Origin of the sequence: Streptomyces sp. NPDC001508 (assembly GCF_040298665.1) — a bacterium.
In the GTDB taxonomy this organism is placed as follows: domain Bacteria; phylum Actinomycetota; class Actinomycetes; order Streptomycetales; family Streptomycetaceae; genus Streptomyces.
The window spans coordinates 209,709-231,511 of sequence record NZ_JBEPAP010000006.1; the positions used below are offsets into that span (position 1 = coordinate 209,709).

Consider the following 21,803-nt stretch of genomic DNA (forward strand, 5'->3'; position numbering starts at 1 on the left):
TGTGTACCTCGTACGTCACGCCCCGTGGGGAACCCGGGGCCTGGCCGTTACGCGGTGCGTACCTCGTACGTCGTCACCCGTACCGACGTGTCGTCCAGGCACTGCCCGGAGGTCAGGTCGAAGCGCTGCTTCAGCAGGGGGGAGGCGACGAAGGGGCGTCCCTCGTGGCTGCCGGTCAAGCCGCGGGAGAGGACGGCCGCGCCGCCGAACGGATCACGGTTGTCGATGCCGTACAGCCGGCCCGCCCGGTCGCGGAAGACGGCCACCTGGCGGCCGTCGGGCAGCAGCGCCGCCACCCCGCGGCCCGGGGTGAGCAGGCTGATGTCGCAGACCGTGAACCAGTCCTTCGCCAGCCGCAGTTGGACCTTCAGATCGGTCGTCTCCGGTGCCAGGGTCATCGCGGGGAGCTTCCTTCCAGGGCGTCTTCCGGTGCCGGTGTGCGCCGTATGCCGATGGACAGCAGCGGCAGATCGGGCTTGATCTGGTCGCGTTCCGGGACGAAGCCGACGACCGGGTCGGGGGTGTCCGGGGCGTTCATGAAGGACACGAACCGGGCCAGCTTCTCCGGGTTGTTGATGGTCTCCGCCCACTCGTCGCGGTAGTGCGCCACGTGGTCCGCCATCAGGGACTCCAGTTCCGCGCAGATGCCGAGACAGTCGTGCACGACCACCTCCCGTACGTGGTCCAGGCCGCCCGGGATCCGATCGAGCCACACGCTGGTGCGCTCCAGACGGTCGGCCGTGCGGATGTAGAACATCAGGAAACGGTCGATCAGCCGGATCAGTTCGGCGTCGCTCAGGTCCTGTGCGAGCAGGTCCGCGTGGCGCGGCATCGCGCCGCCGTTGCCGCCGACATAGAGGTTCCAGCCGCCCGCGGTGGCGATGACACCGAAGTCCTTCGACTGGGCCTCGGCGCATTCGCGGGCGCACCCGGACACCGCGGACTTCAGCTTGTGCGGCGAGCGCAGCCCTCGGTAGCGCAGCTCCAGGTCGATTGCCATGCGGACGGAGTCCTGGACGCCGTAGCGGCACCAGGTCCGGCCGACGCAGGACTTCACCGTGCGCAGCGCCTTGCCGTACGCGTGCCCCGACTCGAAGCCGGCGTCCACCAACCGGGTCCAGATCAGCGGCAGTTGTTCGACGCGCGCGCCGAACATGTCGATGCGCTGTCCTCCGGTGATCTTTGTATAGAGGCCGAAGTCGCGGGCGATCTCGCCGATCACGATCAGTTTCTCCGGGGTGATCTCACCGCCGGGGACGCGCGGCACGACCGAGTACGAGCCGTTCTTCTGGAGGTTGGCGAGGAAGTGGTCGTTGGTGTCCTGGAGCGCCGCCTGCTCGCCGTCCAGGACATAGCCGTCCGCGCCGATGCTGGGCGCGAGGGAGGCGGTGATCGAGGCGACCGTGGGCTTGCAGGTCTCGCAGCCGTCGCCGCCCCGGGCCGCCTCGCGGCCGTAGCGGTCCAGCAGCTCCCGGTAGGAGGTGATGCGCAGCGCGAGGACGATCTCGTACAGCTCCTCGCGGGTTCGGGCGAAGCAGCCGCACAGGCCCTTGTCGACCTCGACGCCGCTCGCCTCCAACTCGGCGGTGACCAACTGGCCGAGCACCTTGACGCAGCTGCCGCAGCCCGTACCGGCCCGGGTGCACTTCTTCACCTCGGCCACGCTGGTACAGGAGTGTTCGGTGACCGCGCCGCGGATCGTGCCCTTGGTGACGTTGTGGCAGGAGCAGATCACCGCCTCGTCGGGCAGCGCGGACGGGCCGAGCGCGGCCGGGGCCGCCGCGTCGGCCGGCAGCACCAGACGCTCCGGCGGGACGGGCGGTACCGTGCCGGTCAGTGCGCGCAGCGTGCCGTACGCCTCCGCGTCGCCGACCAGGATGCCGCCGAGCAGCGTGCCGTCGCGGCCGACGACCAGCTTCTTGTACAGCCCGGACCGGGAGTCGGAGTAGACGACGTCCAGGCAGTCCGCGGCCGTGCCGTGCGCATCGCCGAAGGACGCCACGTCCACGCCGAGCAGCTTCAGCTTGGTCGACAGGTCGGCGCCGGTGAAGGCCAGGTGCTCCGAGTCGTCCTCGGCGATGGCGGCGGCGGCCGTCGTCGCCTGTTCGTAGCCCGGCGCGACCAGGCCGTACACCCGGCCGTCGACGGCCTGCGCGCACTCGCCGATCGCGAACACCTGCCGGTCGGTGACGGTGCGGCACCGCTCGTCCACGGCGATCCCGCCGCGCTCGCCGACCGCGAGGCCCGCGTCCCGGGCGAGCTGGTCGCGGGGCCGCACACCGGCGCTGAACACCACCAGGTCCGTGGCGAGTTCGGAGCCGTCGGACAGTTTCATGCCGGTGACGGCGCCGTCCGCGCCGACGACGATCTCCTGCGTGCCCACGCCGGTGTGCACGGCCAGACCCATGTCCTCGATGGTGCGCAGCAGCGCGGCGCCGCCGCCCTCGTCGACCTGCACCGGCATCAGCCGCGGCGCGAACTCCACGATGTGACTGGTGAGTCCGAGACCCTTGAGCGCGCCCGCGGCCTCCAGGCCGAGCAGCCCGCCGCCGACCACCGCACCCGTCGTCGCCCGCGACGTCGCGTACGCCTCGATGGCGAGCAGGTCCTCGATGGTGCGGTAGACGAAGCAGCCCTCGGCGTCCTTGCCCGGGACGGGCGGGACGAAGGGGTAGGAGCCGGTGGCCAGGACGAGGACGTCGTAGCCGACCGTCAGTCCGGAGCGGGCCGTGACCGTGCGGGCCGCCCGGTCGATGCTCCGCGCCGGGTCGCCCACGTGCAGTTCGATGCCGTGGCCGGCGATGAACTCCCTGTCGGTCAGGGACAGTTCCTCGGGCGTACGCCCCGAGAAGTACGAGGTGAGCCGGACCCGGTCGTAGGCCGGACGCGGCTCTTCGCACAGCACGACCACGCGGTGTGTGGCGGTCAGGCCGCGCTCGGCGAGCGCTTCGAGGAAGCGCTGGCCGACCATGCCGTGGCCGACGAGCACGATCGTGGGGCGGGGGCGGTCCCCACCGGGTGCGGTCGTGGACATCAGGAGCCTCCGTCGTTGGTGAGCAGATGGAGCAGCGGGCCGTCGTCGGGGAGCGGCTCCGCTCCCTCCCAGGCGCGGGCGAGTGTGCCGACGGTGCCGAGTTCGCCGACCAGGACCCCGCCGACCAGGCGGTCGTCACGGACGACGACCTTGCGGTAGGTGCCGCGGGTGGCGTCGGCGAGCTGTACGACGTCGTCGCCGGGGCGTGGCTCGGTCTCGCCGAACGCGGCCAGGTCGAAGGGCGAGCCGTCCCCGGCCAGGGTGAGCCGGGTCAGCGAACGGGTGCCGGTGTACTTCGAGCCGGGCCGTCCGGTGAGCAACCCGGCCAGCGCGTCGGCCTGTTCGAGGGCCGGGGCGGCCAGACCGTACACTGTGCCGGCGTGCTGGACGCAGTCGCCGACGGCACGGATGTGCGGGTCGGACGTGCGCAGTTCGTCGTCGACGAGGATGCCCCGGCGGACGGCGAGACCCGCGCCCGCGGCGAGCCCCACGCGCGGACGCACCCCGCAGGCGAGAACCACGAGATCGGCGTCCAGGACATACCCGTCGGCCAACTCGACGGAGCGGACGGCGCCGCCGGTCGAGCGGATGGTGCGGTCGGTTGAGTGAGTGGTGCGGTCGGTCGAGCGGATGGTGCTGCTGGCCGAGCGGATGGTGCCGTCGGTCGAGCGGATGGTGCGGTCGGTTGAGTGAGTGGCGCGGTCGGTCGAGTGCACGTCGCGCACCCGGCACTCGGTGTGCACCTCGACGCCCAGGTCCGTCAGGTGGCGCAGCACGAGCCGTGAGGCGTTCGGGTCGAGCTGGCGCTCCATGAGCCGTTCGGCCTGCTGGGCGAGGACCACCTGGGCGCCGCGCACGGCGAGCGCACGGGCCGCCGATACGCCGAGCAGCCCGCCGCCGACGACCACCGCCCGCACGCCCGGCCGCAGCGCCTTGGCCAGGCCCAGGCAGTCGTCCATGGTGCGGAACGCGTGCACGCCCTCGGGCAGTTCGTGCCCGCCCGCCCCGAACAGGCCGCGCAGCGGCGGCAGGACGGGGTTGGAGCCGGTGGCCAGGACGAGGGTGTCGTATGCGATCTGCGAACCGTCCGCGCAGCGCACCAGCCGCGCGGCGCGGTCGATGCCGGTGACCCGGGCGCGTACGAGACGCGCGGGCGCCGGCAGGGCGATCACCTCGGGGTCGTACCGGCCGGCCAGCACCTCCGCGAGCAGGACCCGGTTGTACGGGCGGTGCTCCTCCTCGCCGACGAGCAGCGCGGACGCGCCCAGCTCGGCGAGCCGACGGGCGAGCCGTTCGCCCGCGAGGCCGGCGCCGATCACCACCACACGCGTGTCCGAGGTCATGCAACGCAGCGTGCGACGCGGACGTTTCCCGGCGGCATCCCCCCTGTTTCCCCCGAGGAACGCTGCCCTCAGCCCCACCGCCCCGCCGGTGTGAGGGCCGGTGGGGGAGCGGAGTGCGGCGGGCGGCGGGCTGGTGACGAGGGGCGCGTGTCCTGGCAGGCGGCGGGCCAGAGGAGTGGGGGCGGGGCTGTGGCCGGCGGCGGGCGGGGGAGAAGGTGGCGTGTCTGCGCGGCACCCATCTGACGGCCGGTGCGCGCGATAGTCACAGGGGCGCGGGGAACTGCGCGACAAACCACGACGCTGCCGCACCCGAAAGACGACCGCCGCCCCCGCCGGGAGGCGGTGGCTCAGGTGGGTGGACCGCGCACCCCCTCCCTCCCGTAGGGTCACGATCATGCCCGACATAGCGCTGACCGTCCTCGTCCTGCTCTGCCTGGCCGCCCTCGCGGCCGGCTGGATCGACGCGGTGGTGGGCGGCGGCGGCCTCCTGCTGCTTCCGGTGCTGCTGCTCGGCCTGCCCGCAGGCACCCCCGCGGCCACCGCCCTCGGCACCAACAAGGCGGTCGCCATCGTCGGCACCACGGGCGCGGCGGTGACCTACGCCCGCCGGGCACCCGTGGACGTGCGCACCGCCGTCCGTATCGGTCTCGCCGCGCTCGCGGGCTCCTCGACCGGGGCGTTCTTCGCGGCCGGGATGAGCACCGACGTGCTCAAGCCGGTGATCATGGTGGTGCTGCTCGCCGTCGCGGCCTTCGTGATCCTGCGCCCGGCCTTCGGCACCGCCCCGTCCCCCGGCCCCGCCTCCCCACGCCGGATCCTCGCGGCCATCGGCCTGGCCGGCCTCGGCATCGGCTTCTACGACGGCCTGATCGGACCGGGCACCGGCACCTTCCTCGTCCTCGCCCTCACCGCGGTCCTCCACCTCGACCTGGTCACCGCCTCCGCCACCGCCAAGATCGTCAACTGCTGCACCAACGCGGGCGCGCTCGTCACCTTCGCCTGGCAGGGGGCGGTGCTGTGGCGGCTCGCCCTGCTGTTGGCGGTGTTCAATCTGGCGGGCGGCATGCTCGGTGCGCGTACCGCGCTGAAGCGGGGCAGTGGCTTTGTCCGGGTGGTGCTGCTGACGGTGGTGTTCGCGCTGGTGGCGAACCTGGCGTACCAGCAGTGGCTGGCGTGAACAGCCGGGTGCCTGTCGGCCGCCAGCGGCTCAGCGGCTGCCGGTCAGATGGGCGAAAACCACCACGTTGCCCTGGTAGCCGGTGGACTTCGAGTAGCCCCCGCCGCAGGTGATGACGCGCAGCTCGGGCCGCTCGGCGGCGCCGTACACCGTCTCGTCGGGGAAGTCGCTCGCCCGGTACACCTCGACCGCGTCCACGGTGAACACCGCCACGCTGCCGTCCCGCCGGTCCAGTTCCACGGTGGCGCCCCGTTTCACCGCGCCGAGGGCGTAGAAGACGGCCGGGCCCTCGGCGGTGTCGACGTGTCCGGCGACGATCGCGGTGCCCTTCTCGCCGGGTGCGGTGCCGGCCTCGTACCAGCCGGCCAGGTTCTTGTTCCCGGTCGGCGGTGCGTCGAGGCTGCCGGACGGCGTCAGGCCGAGGCCCGTCATCGGGGCGTCGACCCGGATGGAGGGGATACGGATCCGGGTGGGCGGGGACGGCGGCAGCGCGGGCGCCGTGAGCCGCTCCTCGGCCGGATCCGGGCGGCTCTCCGCGGCGGCGGGCTGCGGCGGCGCCGACAGTTGGGCGGTGCCCAGCAGCCAGACGCCGGAGCCGAAGGCGACCACGGTGACCGCGGCTATCGCGGTGTCCCCGATCCTGCGCATACCAACCTCCCGGCCTCCCGGAGCCCCGGGCCTCCCGGAACCCCGGGTACGGAAACCCCGTACCCCCCTCCGGGCCGCGAGGGGCGTCGGACCCGGAGGGGGAGGGGATGCGGTACCGGCGGACGGACAGCGGAGGGTGTCCGTCAGATCCCGTCGCCTCTCGCCCGGCGATGCAGGAGCCAGGTACCGCCCGCGGCGGCGACAGCCAGGGCCGCCACGCCTGCCGCGGTCTGTACGGGGTCGGAGCCGAGCGCGCCGCCGACCCCCGTCTTCACGCTGCCGTGCGGTTGCACCTGCCCGTGCGCCCCGGACAGCGTCACCATGAGATCGCCCGTCACCTGCCGGTCGCCGTCGGCGCACCGGGCGACGATCTCGTACGTCCCCGGCTGCGCGCTCGGCGGCACCCGGAACTGGCCGATCGCGTCGCCCTCGTGGGCGCTGGGCGCCAGGGTGAAGGTGCCGGCGCCGACCGCGGTGGCGTCGCCCGCCGCGGTGCCGCCGCACGCCTTGGTGTTCACCGTGACCTGCCCGCCCGGGATCGCGGTGGACGGGTACACCTCCAGGCTGCCGGCCGCCGCCGCGGCGCCCGGCGCGTCGCGCGGGTGTGCCGCCGCGTCGGTGGGGCGGGCACCGTGGGCGGGCGTGGTGGCGAGACCCGCTGCCGCGACGGCGAGCGCGGTACCGGTCAGCGTGCGGGCTGTGCGTCGCATCGTGCTCCCTCGCGTCCCAGGGGCCACGACCCGCGACACCCCCTGTGCCGCCGAGTCGGTCGTGTCCCTGCCCTACCGAGGTAAAGCCCGCCCGAGGCGCCCCGCTTCCTGAAATACCGTCAGAAATGCGGTGAACGGGTGTTGTACGGGCCCCGGGCGCCCCCCGCTGGGGCCTGTGTTCCGGCAGGTCAAGGGCGTGCGCCGCGCCACACCGGAAGAGCACCCGAACGGCGGCCCGCCCAGGGCGTGAGAACGGGTGACGCACTCGGCCGGCGCCCGGCCCCGCGGTCTGCCAGGGCCCAGGGCGGCGGCACGCGGGGCGGTGGCAGGGGGCGCGGGGGATGGAGAATCGTTGCCGTGACGTCCCCTGCGCTCCCGTTCTTCGTCTACGGCACCCTCCGCCCCGGTGCCCGCCATCACGACCGGTACCTTCGGGGCCGTACCGCCGTGGCGGAGCCCGGCCGCCTGACCGGTGCGGTGCTGTACGACGGCCCCGGCTACCCGTACGCCGTCGCGGAACCGGCCGGAGTCGTGCACGGCGACCTGGTCACCGCGCGGCCCGAGGACTACCGGCGGCTCCTCGTCGAACTGGACCGGTTGGAGGAGTACGTCCCGGGCGACCCGCGCAGCCTCTACGAACGCGTCGACCGGGACGTCCTGCGCGGCGACGGCAGCACCGTCCGCGCCTGGGTGTACCTGGCCGCACCGGCGGTCGCCGCCCGGCTGCGGACCCACGGCCGGCTGATCGCGGACGGCGCTTGGCCGGCCCGGGACGTCAGCGCTCCGCGCGCTCCACACGTACCGCGCAGACCTTGAACTCCGGCATGCGTGAGGTGGGGTCGAGCGCCGGGTTGGTGAGCGTGTTCGCGCGGCCCTCGCCGGGCCAGTGGAACGGCATGAACACCGTGTCCGGCCGGATGGCGGTCGTGATCCGCGCGGGGGCCACGGCGCGCCCGCGCCGGGACACCACCGCCAGCGGGTCGCCGTCGGCCGCGCCCAGCCGTGCCGCGAGCCGCGGGTGCAGTTCGACGTACGGGCCGGGCGCGGCGGCGTTCAACTCGGCCACCCGCCGGGTCTGGGCGCCGGACTGGTACTGCGCCACGACCCGCCCGGTGGTCAGCAGCACCGGATACTCGGCGTCCGGCTCCTCGGCGGCCAGCCGATACGACACGGGCACGAACCGGGCCCGGCCGTCCGCGGTACCGAACCGATCGAGAAACAGCCGAGGAGTACCAGGGTGGACCCGCGCCGGACCGGGCAGGCCCGCCTCCGCCGCAGCACCGGTGACCGCGGTCACGCTACTCGACGCGGCCGTGGGGGTTGTCGTGGCCGTTGTGGTCGAGGTGGCAGTGGGAGTCGGCGTAGCCCTTGTGGTCGCCGTACCCGCCGTACCCGCCGTACCCGCCGTACCCGCCGTGGTCGTCGTGCTCGCCGCACCCGGCGTACCCGGCGTACCCTGATGTGTCAGGGCTTGTACTCGGCGTGTGGGACGGCGACGGCCCAGAGCAGGTCGCGCACGCGGATGCACTCGGCCACAGCGTCAGGGTCCTCGATGATCTCAGACCCGAGCACTCGCCCCCCCCGGGGTCGAAGTGGCCGACGGCGAGAAGGCGATCGTCGTACAGCCACCAGTCGTTCCCTTGTACGGGGAAGGCGATCCCCTCGGGCAGCAGGTGTCGCGGCAGCCAGCGGATGTCTTCGCCCATCTCGATGTTGAGGTGGGTGAGCGAGTGCTCCCAGATGACGTACTGGCTGTGCGGCTCGGTGACCACACGGACGCGACGCACCATCTTGCCTTCGCCCGTGACGCGCTTCATCAGCGTCGTCCAGGCGTAGTCGTCGGGCTCGCCCCTCTTCCAACGGACGTAGGGCGTGTCCTCGATGGGTGACCCGTAGTCGTCCCTCAACTCCAGGTGGAAGGCATCGCGTTCGAACTGGTTGAACAGCTCGTCACGCTGCGCGGGGGTGATCAGGTCCACTGTCTTCCTCCAGCAGGACCGTGATCGAGGACTTGGGGACCTCGATGCAGGTCTCCTTAGTCGGGCATGCGCATCTGGCTCAGGGCTTCGGCGTCGTGCATGCGACTGCGGTTCCAGGAGGATCTGCTGCCCCTCGTCACGGCGCGTATGGGCACCGCCGTCAGCAGTACGGATCCGAGGGCCCGCGCGGTGATCGCGACGGCGTTCGTATGTCTGGACGCCAGACAGCTCGGCCACCTGCTTGCCGTGATGACCTTGCCACCCGTGTCGCTGGGCATCATCCCGGCCGGTGCCTCCGGGGAAGGCGCCATGTGGCCTTTTGAGCAGTTCACCTGCGAGCGTTCGCCCGGCTTGCGGAGAACGCACGAAGCTCGCCGGCGAAGCCGCACGTCTCTGTGCCGATGAGGGGACCGTCTCACGCCCTCCGGGACGGTCTGGCCGGTTCTGCTGCCTCATGCGCCGCTGGGTGTGCCGGGGCTGTGTGGGCGACCCCCACCACTGAACCACTCGCCCTGCGGAGGCCGAGCCGCACCGGCCTGTCTATGGTGGCCTGGGACCGCCGACCCTGCCGCGTATCGGAACCCGCCACGAGCCCTGTCCCGGCACGCAGCCCAGATTGCTACGGACGCGCTCACCAAGGTGGGCTGGCGGCAGCGCCGGGGCTGGAGCGGACCGCGGCAGGACCGGTCCTGAGCAGTGTGCCCGCGGTACGCATGGGGGTGACGGGCGAGCGGGGCGACATGGGGGTGGTCAGGTGGTGTACTCCAGTTCGTGCAGCGCCGCCTTACGGACGAGATCGGCGGTCTCGGCCGGGTCCAGTCCGTCGAGGTACTTCCTGAGCGCTTGGACGGTCTCGTCCAGTTGGTCGGTGAGTGTGGGGCCCAGCAGGTCGCGGGGCGCGATGACGCGCCGGAAATCTGGTTCTTCGATCGCGCGGGCCACGAGCTTTTCCGCGAGCCACAAGGGGGTGCGCTCGCGGATGGCACAGGTGAGGTGGACGCTGTCCTCGGTGTGACCCAGGACGTGCGGGTTGTGCACCCAGCCTCTCGGTAACAGCAGGGTCTGCCCGGCCTCAAGGTCGATGGACAGGTCGGGCCCGGCAGCCTCCCAGGCGGGGATGAAGTCGGGCTGCCAGACCCGGAACGACTCCTGGTACTCGCGCATGGGGGCTTCGTGCACCGGTTTCCACAGCTGCCATGTCTTGGTGCCGGCGATTTGTGCGATGAGCGCCATCTGCTGGTCCCAGTGGTGCAGCAGTCCCTGTTCACCGGCCGGGGTGAGGAAGGCGTGGACGTAGTTGCTGTAGCCGGTCTCCCGCTGGATGGCCTTGGACATGGTCGCGAAGGCCGGGATGACGCGCTGGAGGTTGCCCAGACGGATGGTGTGGCCGTCCGCGTAGAGCGTGCGGAGTTTGACGGGGTCGGTACGCCCGTCGGTTTTGAAGGCCTCCCGGTTGGAGGGGCCGGCCTTCATGACCGCGACCTCGGCGGCTGGGACGCATCCCGTGTCGATCCACTCGTGCAGGGAGCGGACGGTGACGATGCTGTCGAGTGCCGTGCGCCCGCGCGCGTACACGCGGGGCTCGGTGGGCCAGTCGGCCAGAGGACCGGCCAGCTCCTGCGGGGGCAGGTCATGCGTCCTCCGGACGGGCCGACCCGCCGATGCGGGGCGGCCCGTGGTGTGCGGTGAAGTGGGCGGTCAGGCTAGAGCGTCAGACCCCGGGCGCGGGCCCAGTGGACGGCGAACGTGTCCAGCTCCGAGCCGGTCATGCGCAGCTCGCGCCCGGAGCCCTCGGGCTTGGAGTCGGTGACGGCGAACGCGTCCGTACCGGCCAGTTGGGTGGTGGTCACGCACGTCTCGTTGTCGCCGCCGAGGTTGCCTCCGCACCACGTGCGTGCGGGGGCGTCGGCGGCTGCGGGCAACTCGTACAGGTTGGTCCTGGCCATGGCTGACCTCCGGTGATCCTGGTCGGAGAAACGGTCTCCGTGCCGTGATGCACCCACCTCGGCGCTCACCCCGTACGGGGCTGAGCGGGGCGGGGGTCCTTCACCCGCCGACGGTAGGAACTCCTTCAGGGACCCGGCAACGGAGTTGCACCGGATTACACGGCAGTTGTAGCCACAGGCCGTGGCCGATACGTACTCTTGACCGCGTGATTCGTAGGCAAGACGGTGGTGTAAATCGCTGCAACCGACCAGCGCGGGAGGCGAGCCACCAATGACCATTCACTTCGTCGGGATCGACCCCGAGACGGACGAGGACGGATGCCCCACCGTCTGGGTGGACCCGGATACGGAAGACCTGCTGGTCCAGAGCTACCGAGCCGACGAGGAGACGACCGCGGCCTGCGACGCTCTGTCCCCGGCCCGGGCGCCCATCCCACCCGGGGAAACCGTCATCAGGATCCCGGCCCGCATGATCCCGATCCTCCGAAAGGCCTGCGATGAACTCGATCCCGGAGTTCGCTGAACTCCTCGCCGCGACCACGAAGTCGGCCGTCCACCTGGAGATGCGGGACGCCTACTACAGCAACCCCCGCTTCGAGGCGTGGCAGGACGGCGGGCGTGTCGACTGGGACGACAGGGCTTCCTGGTGGCGTCCCTTCCACCAGGACATCGCCAACGCAGTAGACCGCGGCGTAACCATCCGCCGCGCCCGGATCATCTCCGAACCGGTCACCGACTACATCCGCTGGGAGCACTACCAGACCCGCGCCAATCTGGAGGCCGGCGAGCATGTGCGCTGGCTGCCCCGGAGTCAGGCATGGGACCTGCTCGTGCCCGGCAGCGACCTGTGGATCTTTGACGGGCGTCTGATGCGCGTTCACCACTTCTCCGGTGACGGCGAGTGGATCAGCAAGGAACTGTGCGACGAGCCTGCCGTGGTCGACCAGCACGCGGCTGCGTTCGAACGGATCTGGGAGCGGGCCGTCCCGCACGACCAGTACGAGGTCAAGTAACCGGGATGCCCACGTTCCCCACGTCCGGCGTGCAGGAAGCGCGCGCAGCTCTCGCGACACGGTTGCGGGAGCTGCGCCTGGACGCGGGCATCACCAGCAAGGAACTTGCTCGCCTGGCGGGCTGGTCCGTGGCCAAGTCCTCCAGGATCGAGAACGCCGTAACCGCCCCGTCCGACACCGACATACGCGCCTGGTGCACAGCGTGCGGGGCCGACGAGCAGGCGCCCGACATCATCGCGGCCAGCCGGCAGGCCGACTCCATGTACCTGCAATGGAAGCGGCTCCAGCGCACGGGCATGAAGCAGTTGGCAGAGACCTCCGCCAAGCTGTACGAGCGCACCCGTACGTTCCGCGTGTACGCCTCCCACGTCATGCCCGGTTACCTTCAGACACCCGGTTACGCCACTGCCCTCATGGGCACCATCGCGGGATTCCGCGGCACCCCGGACGACGTCAGCGAAGCGGTCGCCGTGCGCATGCGACGTGCCCGGGTCCTTCAAGAAGGCGACCACCGGTTCGCGACTCTGATCGAGGAGCACGTCCTCAACCACCGCATCGGCGACAAGGACGTCATGGCCGGACAGCTTGGCCACCTGCTTGCCACGATGGCCTTGCCATCCGTCTCGTTGGGCATCATCCCGGCCGGTGTCTTCAGGGAAGGCGCCATGTGGCCTTTTGAGCAGTTCACCGTCTTCGACGAGACACGGATCCATGTGGAGCTGCTTGCGGCGAAAGTGACCGTCACGGCACCCGGCGAACTGGACATCTACCTGCGGGCGTTCGCCCGGCTTGCGGAGCTGGCCGTGTACGGGGCGGAGGCGCGTGCGCTGATCCTCAGGGCGATCGAAGCGCTGGGGTGAACCTGAACGCACTGAAAGTGGCCCCACGCTCCCACTGACCCCGATGGGCGGACTCGGGTCTGGAAGACCTTGCAGGAGTCCGCGGTGTACGGGGCTGACGCCCAAGGAGTCATCACCGCGGCGCGGCGCGCGCTGAACACCCGCTGACCGGGCTCCTCCGCGCTCCCGCCAGGGCCTGTCCGGTGGGTCGTGGCCGGACAGGCCCGTGGGTTCGGCGAGGGCTCAGCGTTTGAGGGTGAAGGTGAAGTCGTCGGAGAGTTTGCCGGTCAGGCGGGCTGCCGATACGAGATTGCCCTCCGTGAGCAGTCTCTCCACCTCGGTCCGCGAAAGGGAGCAGCCTTCCGCGATCAGCCGCAGCGGCCGGATGGGGATCCGCGCCGTGAAGCGGACCGAGACGTCGATCACCTCGCGGTCCAGGTGATCCGGTCCGCCGGTGGCGAGGCGCCAGGCGCTGTCCCAGTCGAGGGCGATGCGGTTGCGGCGCCGTACGGCCGGGTCCTGAAGCAACTCGGCTGCCAGAGCAAGGTCGTTGTCGTGCAGCCGGTCCAGCAGCTCGGGTCGTACGGAGCGTACGTTCATCCGCTCCAGGACCGTGAGCTTCGTAGTTTCCCCGCAGGCGGTACAGAGCGCGAGGAGCCAGGCGTCGATGAGCTTGTGGTGTGCGTTGACGCGGAATTTTCCGTTCGCCCGGAAGCGTTCGGACGCGCACGCGTGGCAGCGGCGGCGAACGAGCGGCAGGCAGGTGGGCATGACGACCCAGGTGGTGAGCACAGAAGTACACCGGTTTCAGTGAGAAGTCCGCAGCAGGAAGCAGCGCGGCGCACAGGTGCGACGCGCGACAGATCAGCGCTCGGGGTGTCTCACGAGGTGTACAACGGCACGTCCTTGCCCAGACGACTTGGTTCGGCAGCACGGTAATGGCGCCCAGCGGCACCACTCCACCGGTTTTCGGGCGCCTCACCGCGGCCCGGAGGCTCAGCGCCGGGGGCTCTTCTCGTCCGGGTTGTATCCCTTCACGTGCTCCGGGCACGTCCATACCTCGACCCCGGGTCCGCTTCCGGTGTCGATCCACTCCACGAGCACCGCCTCGGCCGTCTCCCGCAGACAGCGCGCGCAGACACGCGTGGCGGGCCGGGGCCAGCAGGAGACGCCCCACGCGTCCAGCCGTTCCGCGACCCACGCGTGGCTCACGTGAAACGACCGGGCGAGGGAGGCGACGGATTCCCCATCGCGGTAGCGCGCGGTCACGCTCGTACGGCTCTTCGTGAACTCGGCCTGCGCCGCCCGCACTTCATCCCCGCTCCGGCGCTGCTCGCGCCCGCGGAACAGGCGTTGGGCGGGCCGGCGGTGCAGGTGCGCCTCATGATGTTGCCGGCGCGGGACGCCCCATTCGTCCAGCCGAAGCGCCAGCCAGCCCGCGGTCACGCCGTACGCGTCGGCGATCCGGCGCACCGGCTCGCGCGCCCGGTACCGCTCGATGATGGCGTCCTTGTCCGCACGCGCCGCCTCACGCGCGATGGTCCTCTCGGACGGGGTCGGGCGACGGGACGCCGGTCCGCTGCGGCGGGTGGGGCCGGTCACAGCACCTCACCCCGGCTTCGCGCGTTCGCACGGGCCGTCTCGGCGTGCAAGCGCTGTGCCGGGCTTGCCGGTTGTACGTCCTCGGGGGCAACGGACCATTCTTTTCCGCCTGTTACGGGGCGCAGGAACCAGAATCCGTACGCCTCGCCGCGGAACTCTCCGACCCGTTGGTCGGCGTCCACCATCAGCGTGCCGGGGGTGGGAAGGCGGGGGGTTTTCTGCCGCTCGGTGGGGCCGTTGTTGCCGGACACGACCACTCCTCTCCGTAGTGATTCCACTACCAAGCGGGTTCAGCGTGGACTACAGTCGAGCCGTCTTCAACCTGCGCTATTTGCTCGGATAGTTAGGCGTCACCGGTGAACCGAAAAGAACTGGACCCGGAAAAGTCACCAAAGGCCGCTTTTGGTCAGCGTCTGCGCATGCTGAGAGACGAGCGCGGCTGGACCCAGGATGAACTGGCCGAACGGATGGGCTATTCCGGGACGCATATTTCAGCGGTCGAAACCGGTCGCAGATCTCCAACTCCGCACTTCGCGCGGACTGCGGACAGAGCACTGGGCACGGGCAGCCAACTCGAACGCCAGGGCAGCGCGGTACGGCAGACGGCACTGCTGGACGGCTCTCCGCAGTTCGTCGAGCAAGAGGGACGCGCGGCAGAGATCCGGCTGTACGAGGTCGGTGTCATCCCTGGGTTGCTCCAGACACCGGAGTACGCGGCCGTGCTCGCTCAGAGCGCGGTGAAACGGGGGGTCATCACCAGCGAGCAGGCAGACGAGCGGGTCGCGCTCGTCGCGACGCGGCAAGCCTCGCTTGCCCGGACGCCCCCGCCCTTGACCTTCGTGGTGCTGGACGAGAGCTGCATCCGTCGACCCATGGGCGAACCGGCCGTCATGAAGGCCCAGTTGGCACGTCTTGTCGAGTTCGCTGAACTGCCCAATACGGTCGTCCAGATCGCCCCGTTCAGCATGGGAGCCCGCCGCCCGTTCGACCTGCCGGTGACGCTACTGACGCTGCCGGACCGCTCGCTCGTGTCGTACGCCGAGTCCGCCCATCGGGGTCATCTCGAACGGGATAGCACGTTCGTACTACCCATGCTGGCGGCCTACCATCAACTGCAGGCCGAAGCCTGCTCGCAGGCGGAGTCTGTGGCCATGATCAGCCAGCCAGGAAAGGGCACCCCGTGACGACCGAAACCCCGCGTTGGTTCACGTCCTCCTACAGCAACAACGGCGGCCAGTGCGTCGAGGTCGCCGCCAACCTCGTCGCTTCCCGCGGCGTGGTCCCCGTCCGTGACTCCAAGGATCTGAGCGGCCCGGTGCTGGACCTCCCGGCCCACGCCTTCACCTCATTCGTGACCGGCGTAAAAACCGGAGGGTTCGACACCACGAAGGGCACCCCGTGACGACCGAAACCCCGCGTTGGTTCACGTCCTCGTACAGCGACAACGGCGGCCAGTGCGTCGAGGTCGCCGCCAACCTCGTCGCTTCTCGCGGCGTGGTCCCCGTCCGTGACTCCAAGGATCTGAGCGGTCCGGTGCTGGACCTCCCGGCCCACGCGTTCACGTCATTCGTGGCCGGCGTCAAGACCGGCCGGTTCGGCACCACGAAGGAGACCCCGTGACGACCGAAACCCCGCGTTGGTTCACGTCCTCCTACAGCGACAACGGCGGCAACTGCATTGAGGTCGCCACAAACCTTGTCGCCTCCCGCGGCCTGGTCCCCGTCCGTGACTCCAAGGACCCGAGCGGCCCGGTACTGGACCTCCCGGCCCACGCCTTCACGTCCTTCGTGACCGGCGTCAAAACCGGAGGGTTCCGCACCACCTGAACACCCGGCCCCGCCCTCCCCTCGACGGGAGGGCGAGGCCGCCTTCCTGCACGACGATGGCTCCCGGCTACGCGCGCACCGAACTGGACCCGGTCACTCAGACCACCCAGTTCTTCAGCAGCACCGGGCACAGATCAGGGAGGTGCCGGGTCACGGCACCAGCACCGGCACCACCCTGCCGCCCACGAGCTGCACGACCGCGGGGCGTCCCGGTCATGCGGCTCGACTCGGGAGACTTCCCCGCATCACTGTCGGTGACAGCCGAGATCACCGAGACGCCGAGTCCCTTCGAGTCGGGTCAGGTGTGGGGCAGGGCGGGCGAAAACCGATGGACACAGTTACTTGTGCGTCCTAGCCTCACCGGGGTTCGAAGTTCCCACGTCCGGATGAGGTGCATTTGATGACGGTCCAGGCAACGGCGACCTGCGTCAACAGGCCGTTCCCCGTGCACGCCATGACCTCATCGGACGTAAGGAATCCCAACAGTGGATCTTCCACGTAGCTTCACCATTCGCGAGAGCAGTCACCGCATCCACAACCCGTTCACCAGCGAGAAGCTGGCTGCCCTGGGGCAGGCGCTGCACTTGGCCCCCGGGACACGCGTGCTCGACCTCGCCAGCGGGTCGGGCGAGATGCTGTGCACCTGGGCGCACGCCCACGGCATCGTCGGGACCGGAGTGGACATCAGCACCGAGTTCACGGCCGGGGCCCGTGCCCGGGCATCCGAGCTCGGCGTTGCCGATCAGGTGGTTTTCCTTCACGGCGATGCATCCGGCTATGTCGCGGACGAACCCGTCGACCTCGCCGCGTGCGTCGGCGCCACCTGGATCGGCAACGGAGTGGCCGGCACGATCGATCTGCTCCGTCGCAGCCTCCGCCCCGGTGGCATCCTGCTGATCGGCGAACCATACTGGCGCCAGGACCCCCCGGACCAGCACACCGCCGAAGCGTGCCTCGCCAGCGGCAAGGATGACTTCCGGCTGCTGCCCGAGCTGATCGAGCAGTTCGGCGAACTGGGTTACGACGTCGTCGAGATGATGCTTGCCGACCAGGACAGCTGGGATCGGTATCAGGCCGCCCAGTGGATCAACATCCGACGCTGGCTCGCCCGGAATCCCGATGACGAGTTGGCCGCCGAACTGAGAGCCGAGCTGTCCGAGGAACCGGCCCGCTACGCCAGGTACCAGCGTGAATACCTCGGCTGGGGGGTCTTCGCTCTCATGTGCCGCTGACGGTCACATCGATACCGGGGCCGGCAGCATACCGCCGGCCCCGCTTGCGAGCGGAGCGCAGAATCCCGATCACAGCAGTCTGCACATGATCTGCCTGCTACACGACGTACTGGAACGCAGGATCCTCGCCCGGCCGGTCTATGTCGAACGCGTTCAGCGCGCGCCGCGCCGCGCCGCGTTGATGACTCCTTGGGCGTCAGCCCCGTACACCGCGGACTCCTGCAAGGTCTTCCAGACCCGCAAATAGGTAGCGATGCTGTCGGCGTCGTCGATCCACAGCTCGGCGTGCCAGTCCTCGGCGACGACAAGGCGTTCGTCAAGGATCCAGAACCCGTTTGCGGCCGGCACTTTGAGCGATGCCTTGAGGGGTATGATCCCGAGTTCCACGGTGTCCAGGCCGATCACCCCCGCGAGCCGATCGAGTTGGGCAGCGAGGACCGACGGCGGACACACCAGCGCGTGCAGGGCCGCCTCCCAGACCAGCGCATGGAACCTACGGCCGGCCGTGTAGAGCCATTCCTGGCGACGCATGCGGGCCCGGACGGCTTCGTCGGTGTCGCACGTCGACCCGTGCAACTCTGCGTACCGCAGGAAGATCGCACGTGCGTAGTCCGCGGTCTGAAGCATGCCGGGGATGACCGACTCTTCCCACGCGCGGATGACGGTGGACCGGCCGACTTCGAGGTTCCAGCCGTCCTGTACGGGCCGGTGGCCGGCGGCGAGCTGGCGGCGCCACGAACGGATGTGGGACTCGAAGCCCCGCAGGCGCGCGTCCAGTTCCTCGAATGCCTCCGGCTGGCCGACGCCTTCAGCCCATGCGCGCAAGTCATCGGCGGTTGCGGTCTGCCGGCCGCCCTCCAGTTTGTACACCTTGGAGTGCGGCCAGCCCAGCCGCTCGGCGAGCTGAGTGCCGGTGAGCCGCCCTTCCGGGGCCTGGAGACGTAGTTCCCTCAGGCGCGTTCCCAGGGCCTCCCGAGCCTTCTGGTAGTCCGTGCTCACCGGTGCCGTTCTAGCCCTTCGCGTCCAACTGCGCCGTGAACTGGTCGTACGGGATGGACGCGTGCACGGCGGCGTCCCGCACCTGGCAGTAGCGCAGCACCTCGGCGGGCTCGGTGATGACCTCGACGTCGTGGAAGACGTCCCGCTCGTCGAAGCGGAGGATCGCCACCAGGCGGCTGTCGAACACCCAGAAGTCCTCTGCGGGAAGGTGAACCCGCTCGGCGTCCTCGCGCCACAGGTTCCGTACGTCCTCACCCGTGGCCGCGTTGACCCGCGCGTAGGACAGGAGGAACAGCTGGCCCTCGGTCGGCGGGTTGTCGACGACGCGCACCCGTCCCACGTACTTCCGGCTCGTGGTCTGCTTCCGGATGTTCTCGCACCAGTCGCTGTCGAGGTCCATCGGGGCCGTGCCGGTGGCAAGGAACTCGGCGTACCCGAGATCCGCACGGTCCGAGGCGTAGCCGCGGCGGGTCTCAAGGTGCCAGGCCGAGTGCTCGAACGTCTCGAAGAGCCGGCCGAACTCCTCCAGACCGATCAGCTCGGGCACGCGCGTCATGTTCTTGGGGCCGTGGTTGACGAGAAGTTCACGCGGGACAGCCACCGCGGCGTCATCAGGGCCGAAGTGCTGCAACTGGCGCAAATCCGCGGGATCGGTGAGCGGCTTGCCCTGGACGATGACTTCACCGGAGTCGAGGTCGTCGTGGATGGCCGGGCATGCGCCGTTCTTGCTGTCAGTGCCGTTGAACCGCAGCCGTCGTGCCATGTTGCCTCCTCGGGATGGGGGGTGGCCGCCACCAGCATCACCGTGCGCGCGGGTCCCCTTCTACAGCGTGTCGCCCCTTGCATGAGATCACACGAGAACATTCAGCCAGGCGTCGAGAACATTCGAGAACATCGCCTGGCCGCTGCCAACGGACAGTTCCTACCGTCCTGTTCATGGCCCAAGGACCCGAGCTGTACTGAATCGGACCGAACCAAGGAGCATCCGTTGTTCGTTCACTCCGATCGACTCCCGACGTCCGCGCCGCTTCCGTCCGGCGCCCACACCGTCACCCCGTGGGGGGTGAGCCGCATGGCGCCCTACCCGACGATGGCTCCTGGCTACACGCGCGCCGAGCTGGACCCGGTCACTCAGACCACCCGGTTCTTCAGCAGCACCGGGCAGGTCATGGAGGTGCCGGGTCACGGCACGAGCACCGGCACCGCCCCGGCCACCGGCACCAGCCCTGACGGGCAGGGCCAGGGCAACACGGACAGCGACCAAGGAAGCGACAACGACCAGTGAGTGATCCGCGTCCGGTGTTGGTCGTCACCAGCCTGCACGACCCCACCGCCGACGTGGTGATCCGCGAGCTGCACGACCGGGGCGTCCCGGTCGTGCGGCTCGACTCGGGGGACTTCCCCGCATCACTGTCGGTGGAAGCCGAGATCACCGGTGACGGTATCCAGGGCCGTATCTCCACCCCGTCCCGCACAGCCGACCTTGCCGACGTCCGTTCGCTCTATTACCGACGTCCCAGTGGCTTTGCCTTCCCACACCTGAGCGAACAGGACGCGCGGTTCGCGGTCACTCAGGCCCGGTACGGACTGGGCGGGGTTCTGGCCTCACTGCCCGGGTGCCGGTACGTCAACCACCCGCACCGCGTGGGAGACGCCGAGTTCAAACCGTCCGGCCTGACCGCCGCCATCGGGGCCGGCTTCCACGTGCCACCCAGCCTCATCACCTCAAGCCCGGACGCTGCCAGGGCCTTCATCAAGCGGCATGCCGCGGTCATCTACAAACCGCTGTGGAATCCCGCGTACCTGATCGACGGCGTCTCCTCCGTCGTCAAGGTCGCCGAGGTGACCCCCGAGGACATCGACGATCGAGTGGCCGGGACGGCGCACCTGTTCCAGCAGCTCGTGCCCAAGACGGCCGATGTACGGGTGACCGTCATCGGCTCCCGCGTCTTCTGTGTCCGAATCGACAGCGACCTCTTGGACTGGCGCACCGACTACAGCCGGCTGAGCTACACGCCCGTCGAACCGCCGCCGGGCATCGAGCAGGCCCTTCACCGTTACCTGGACCACTTCGGACTCGTCTTCGGCGCTTTCGACTTCTGTGTCGGTGAAGACGGGCGATGGTGGTTCCTGGAGTGCAACCCGTCCGGCCAGTGGTACTGGCTGGAGCCTGAGACAGGTCTGCCGATGTGCTCGGCGCTGGTGGACCTTCTGGAGAGGACGACGTGAGCGATCAGCGCCTGTTGCACAAGCAGCTCATCGACACACTCACCGCCGGCGGCAGCCTGCGCACCGAGCCCTGGAAGCGGGCGGCCGAGGCGGTGCCGCGGCACGAGTTCCTGCACGGTGGTTTCTTCCGCCGCGTCGAGGGCGCTGAGCCCACCGCGTGGGCGCCCGTCCTGGAAGACGACGCGGGATGGCTCGAAGCCTGCTACGCCGATGAGTCGCTGGTGACCCAGATCGCCGGCACGATCGTGCCCTCGGACATCCGCGGCCAGATCATGCGCGAGCCGACCAGCTCCAGCACCTCGCCCTCCCTCGTGCTGCGCATGCTGGAAGACCTCCGGATCGATGACGGGCTGCGGGTGCTGGAGGTCGGGACAGGCACCGGATACTCCACCGGCGTGCTCTGCCGACGGCTGGGCGAGGAGAACGTCACCTCGATCGAGTACGACGCGGACGTGGCCGCGGGAGCACGCGCCGCCCTCGCTCGGCTGGGCATGTGTCCCACGCTCGTCACCGGTGACGGCCTGCTCGGCCACGCCGAGGGAGCACCGTACGACAGGGTGATCGCCACGTGCGGTGTGCGCACGGTGCCGTCGGCGTGGGTCGAGCAGACCCGGCCGGGCGGGATGATCCTGGCAACCGTGGGAGGCTGGCTCGGAGCCTTTGAGCTTGCGCGGCTGACGGTCCACGACGACGGAACGGCATCGGGGCCCGTGCTGGGCGGCCAGGTCGGCTTCATGCTCGCGCGCCCGCACCTGCCGCCGCCGCCCGGTCTTCTGCCGGACCTCGGCACGGGCACGGAGCGCGAGGCCGTCGTCGGGGCCGACGTCCTGGACGACTGGACGACGCGGTTCGTCGTACAGGCCGCCGTCCCCGATGCGCAGCGTCTCACCCTGGAGATGGACGGGCGGCAGCAACACGTCCTGGTCGACGTCGAGTCCGGCTCCTGGGCCGCGCTGTACGAGGAGAACGGCCGTTGGATCGTGCGGCAGGGCGGTGGGGTCGCGCTCTGGGACGTGGCCGAGGAGCAGCTGGCGCGCTGGCATGCCGTCGGAAGCCCGGGGGAGTTCGCGATCACCGTCACTGCGGACGGGCAGACATGCCACTGGTAGGCCGGCTCCTCACAGTGGGGCGGGGGGAGGTGTGGTCGCGGGGGTGTAACCCGGTGCCGGCACGGGACGTAACACGGTCGACGCACGCAAACTCTCCGACGACTTCACCTTCACCCT

General features: G+C 70.2%; 27 protein-coding genes and 2 pseudogenes. 14 read left to right on the forward strand and 15 right to left on the reverse strand.

Features of this window, described 5'->3' with window-relative positions:
* Positions 1–47: 47 nt before the first annotated feature.
* The 3 genes from nirD to ABT245_RS08960 are packed head-to-tail and all read right to left on the reverse strand — an operon-like array spanning position 48 to position 4,377.
* Positions 48–398, reverse strand: coding sequence for a nitrite reductase small subunit NirD (nirD, locus tag ABT245_RS08950; RefSeq protein WP_351730603.1), 351 nt, complete (start codon positions 396–398; stop codon positions 48–50).
* Complete coding sequence (gene nirB, locus ABT245_RS08955; RefSeq protein WP_351730606.1) at positions 395–3,034, reverse strand: nitrite reductase large subunit NirB; 2,640 nt, start codon at positions 3,032–3,034, stop codon at positions 395–397. The genes nirD and nirB overlap by 4 nt, the downstream gene beginning before the upstream one ends.
* Positions 3,034–4,377 (reverse strand): NAD(P)/FAD-dependent oxidoreductase, encoded by a 1,344-nt coding sequence (locus ABT245_RS08960; protein ID WP_351730609.1) that lies wholly within the window; start codon positions 4,375–4,377, stop codon positions 3,034–3,036. The genes nirB and ABT245_RS08960 overlap by 1 nt, the downstream gene beginning before the upstream one ends.
* 394 nt (positions 4,378–4,771) lie before the next feature.
* Between ABT245_RS08960 and ABT245_RS08965 the strand changes: the two genes are divergently transcribed.
* A complete protein-coding gene (locus tag ABT245_RS08965; RefSeq protein WP_351730611.1) occupies positions 4,772–5,554 on the forward strand; it encodes a sulfite exporter TauE/SafE family protein in 783 nt (260 codons plus the stop codon).
* A gap of 30 nt (positions 5,555–5,584) precedes the next feature.
* On the opposite strand, the gene ABT245_RS08970 is transcribed toward ABT245_RS08965, so the two are convergent.
* Positions 5,585–6,202 carry a class F sortase gene (locus ABT245_RS08970; RefSeq protein ID WP_351730613.1) on the reverse strand — a complete coding sequence of 206 codons (618 nt, stop codon included), beginning with the start codon at positions 6,200–6,202 and terminating at the stop codon, positions 5,585–5,587.
* Positions 6,203–6,345: 143 nt separating this feature from the next.
* A complete protein-coding gene (locus ABT245_RS08975; RefSeq protein ID WP_351730615.1) occupies positions 6,346–6,912 on the reverse strand; it encodes a GVDTG sorting domain-containing protein in 567 nt (188 codons plus the stop codon).
* A gap of 357 nt (positions 6,913–7,269) precedes the next feature.
* Between ABT245_RS08975 and ABT245_RS08980 the strand changes: the two genes are divergently transcribed.
* Positions 7,270–7,728, forward strand: coding sequence for a gamma-glutamylcyclotransferase family protein (locus ABT245_RS08980; protein ID WP_351730617.1), 459 nt, complete (start codon positions 7,270–7,272; stop codon positions 7,726–7,728).
* Here ABT245_RS08980 and ABT245_RS08985 read toward each other — a convergent pair.
* The 3 genes and pseudogenes from ABT245_RS08985 to ABT245_RS08995 form a co-directional block, all read right to left on the reverse strand.
* Positions 7,688–8,155, reverse strand: a pseudogene (locus ABT245_RS08985) (molybdopterin oxidoreductase family protein); the annotation flags it as partial. The gene ABT245_RS08980 and the pseudogene ABT245_RS08985 overlap by 41 nt on opposite strands.
* Before the next feature lie 221 nt (positions 8,156–8,376).
* A complete protein-coding gene (locus ABT245_RS08990) occupies positions 8,377–8,541 on the reverse strand; it encodes a DUF6879 family protein (RefSeq protein WP_351730720.1) in 165 nt (54 codons plus the stop codon).
* Positions 8,541–8,891, reverse strand: a pseudogene (locus ABT245_RS08995) (DUF6879 family protein); the annotation flags it as partial. The pseudogene ABT245_RS08995 and the gene ABT245_RS08990, both read right to left, overlap by 1 nt.
* A gap of 66 nt (positions 8,892–8,957) precedes the next feature.
* Here ABT245_RS08995 and ABT245_RS09000 point away from each other — a divergent pair.
* A complete protein-coding gene (locus ABT245_RS09000) occupies positions 8,958–9,296 on the forward strand; it encodes a hypothetical protein (RefSeq protein ID WP_351730620.1) in 339 nt (112 codons plus the stop codon).
* 345 nt (positions 9,297–9,641) lie between these two features.
* On the opposite strand, the gene ABT245_RS09005 is transcribed toward ABT245_RS09000, so the two are convergent.
* Both ABT245_RS09005 and ABT245_RS09010 read right to left on the reverse strand, forming a co-directional pair.
* Complete coding sequence (locus ABT245_RS09005) at positions 9,642–10,466, reverse strand: JmjC domain-containing protein (protein ID WP_351730622.1); 825 nt, start codon at positions 10,464–10,466, stop codon at positions 9,642–9,644.
* 128 nt (positions 10,467–10,594) lie between these two features.
* Positions 10,595–10,837, reverse strand: coding sequence for a DUF397 domain-containing protein (locus tag ABT245_RS09010; RefSeq protein WP_351730624.1), 243 nt, complete (start codon positions 10,835–10,837; stop codon positions 10,595–10,597).
* 271 nt (positions 10,838–11,108) lie between these two features.
* Here ABT245_RS09010 and ABT245_RS09015 point away from each other — a divergent pair, with 271 nt between their 5' ends.
* Genes ABT245_RS09015 through ABT245_RS09025 form a run of 3 tightly spaced genes read left to right on the forward strand, consistent with a single transcriptional unit; the run spans position 11,109 to position 12,710 of the window.
* A complete protein-coding gene (locus ABT245_RS09015) occupies positions 11,109–11,360 on the forward strand; it encodes a hypothetical protein (RefSeq protein ID WP_351730626.1) in 252 nt (83 codons plus the stop codon).
* On the forward strand, positions 11,335–11,850 hold the full coding sequence (locus tag ABT245_RS09020) for a DUF6879 family protein (protein ID WP_351730628.1): 516 nt from the start codon (positions 11,335–11,337) through the stop codon (positions 11,848–11,850). Before ABT245_RS09015 ends, ABT245_RS09020 begins: the two co-directional genes overlap by 26 nt.
* Positions 11,851–11,855: 5 nt before the next feature.
* Positions 11,856–12,710 (forward strand): helix-turn-helix domain-containing protein, encoded by an 855-nt coding sequence (locus tag ABT245_RS09025; RefSeq protein WP_351730631.1) that lies wholly within the window; start codon positions 11,856–11,858, stop codon positions 12,708–12,710.
* 222 nt (positions 12,711–12,932) lie between these two features.
* Here the strand turns inward: ABT245_RS09025 and ABT245_RS09035 are convergent, their stop codons facing one another.
* The 3 genes from ABT245_RS09035 to ABT245_RS09045 all read right to left on the reverse strand — a co-directional run bounded on the left by ABT245_RS09035 (position 12,933) and on the right by ABT245_RS09045 (position 14,542).
* Complete coding sequence (locus ABT245_RS09035) at positions 12,933–13,481, reverse strand: DUF1062 domain-containing protein (RefSeq protein ID WP_351730634.1); 549 nt, start codon at positions 13,479–13,481, stop codon at positions 12,933–12,935.
* Between the two features lie 204 nt (positions 13,482–13,685).
* Positions 13,686–14,291 carry a hypothetical protein gene (locus ABT245_RS09040; protein ID WP_351730636.1) on the reverse strand — a complete coding sequence of 202 codons (606 nt, stop codon included), beginning with the start codon at positions 14,289–14,291 and terminating at the stop codon, positions 13,686–13,688.
* Positions 14,288–14,542, reverse strand: a complete 255-nt coding sequence (locus ABT245_RS09045) for a hypothetical protein (RefSeq protein WP_351730639.1) — start codon at positions 14,540–14,542, stop codon at positions 14,288–14,290. The genes ABT245_RS09040 and ABT245_RS09045 overlap by 4 nt, the downstream gene beginning before the upstream one ends.
* Before the next feature lie 105 nt (positions 14,543–14,647).
* On the opposite strand from ABT245_RS09045, the gene ABT245_RS09050 reads away from it, so the two are divergent.
* The 5 genes from ABT245_RS09050 (at position 14,648) to ABT245_RS09070 (ending at position 17,349) form a co-directional block, all read left to right on the forward strand.
* A complete protein-coding gene (locus tag ABT245_RS09050) occupies positions 14,648–15,475 on the forward strand; it encodes a helix-turn-helix domain-containing protein (protein ID WP_351730641.1) in 828 nt (275 codons plus the stop codon).
* The gene (locus ABT245_RS09055) at positions 15,472–15,693 is read left to right on the forward strand and encodes a DUF397 domain-containing protein (RefSeq protein ID WP_351730643.1); all 222 of its coding nucleotides are present in this window, start codon (positions 15,472–15,474) and stop codon (positions 15,691–15,693) included. The genes ABT245_RS09050 and ABT245_RS09055 overlap by 4 nt, the downstream gene beginning before the upstream one ends.
* Positions 15,690–15,911, forward strand: coding sequence for a DUF397 domain-containing protein (locus tag ABT245_RS09060; RefSeq protein WP_351730646.1), 222 nt, complete (start codon positions 15,690–15,692; stop codon positions 15,909–15,911). Before ABT245_RS09055 ends, ABT245_RS09060 begins: the two co-directional genes overlap by 4 nt.
* Positions 15,908–16,117 carry a DUF397 domain-containing protein gene (locus ABT245_RS09065; protein WP_351730649.1) on the forward strand — a complete coding sequence of 70 codons (210 nt, stop codon included), beginning with the start codon at positions 15,908–15,910 and terminating at the stop codon, positions 16,115–16,117. Before ABT245_RS09060 ends, ABT245_RS09065 begins: the two co-directional genes overlap by 4 nt.
* Positions 16,118–16,602: 485 nt before the next feature.
* Positions 16,603–17,349, forward strand: a complete 747-nt coding sequence (locus ABT245_RS09070; protein WP_351730652.1) for an SAM-dependent methyltransferase — start codon at positions 16,603–16,605, stop codon at positions 17,347–17,349.
* A 153-nt stretch (positions 17,350–17,502) separates the two neighbouring features.
* Here the strand turns inward: ABT245_RS09070 and ABT245_RS09075 are convergent, their stop codons facing one another.
* Positions 17,503–18,348: a helix-turn-helix domain-containing protein gene (locus tag ABT245_RS09075; protein WP_351730655.1), complete on the reverse strand. Its 846-nt coding sequence runs from the start codon at positions 18,346–18,348 to the stop codon at positions 17,503–17,505.
* Between the two features lie 10 nt (positions 18,349–18,358).
* Positions 18,359–19,111, reverse strand: a complete 753-nt coding sequence (locus ABT245_RS09080) for a DUF6879 family protein (RefSeq protein WP_351730658.1) — start codon at positions 19,109–19,111, stop codon at positions 18,359–18,361.
* Positions 19,112–19,192: 81 nt separating this feature from the next.
* On the opposite strand from ABT245_RS09080, the gene tgmA reads away from it, so the two are divergent.
* The 3 genes from tgmA to tgmC are packed head-to-tail and all read left to right on the forward strand — an operon-like array spanning position 19,193 to position 21,686.
* Complete coding sequence (gene tgmA, locus ABT245_RS46015; RefSeq protein ID WP_502982088.1) at positions 19,193–19,633, forward strand: putative ATP-grasp-modified RiPP; 441 nt, start codon at positions 19,193–19,195, stop codon at positions 19,631–19,633.
* Positions 19,630–20,577, forward strand: coding sequence for an ATP-grasp ribosomal peptide maturase (gene tgmB / locus ABT245_RS09090; protein ID WP_351730664.1), 948 nt, complete (start codon positions 19,630–19,632; stop codon positions 20,575–20,577). The genes tgmA and tgmB overlap by 4 nt, the downstream gene beginning before the upstream one ends.
* On the forward strand, positions 20,574–21,686 hold the full coding sequence (gene tgmC / locus ABT245_RS09095) for an ATP-grasp peptide maturase system methyltransferase (protein WP_351730667.1): 1,113 nt from the start codon (positions 20,574–20,576) through the stop codon (positions 21,684–21,686). Before tgmB ends, tgmC begins: the two co-directional genes overlap by 4 nt.
* The last annotated feature ends 117 nt before the right edge of the window (positions 21,687–21,803 follow it).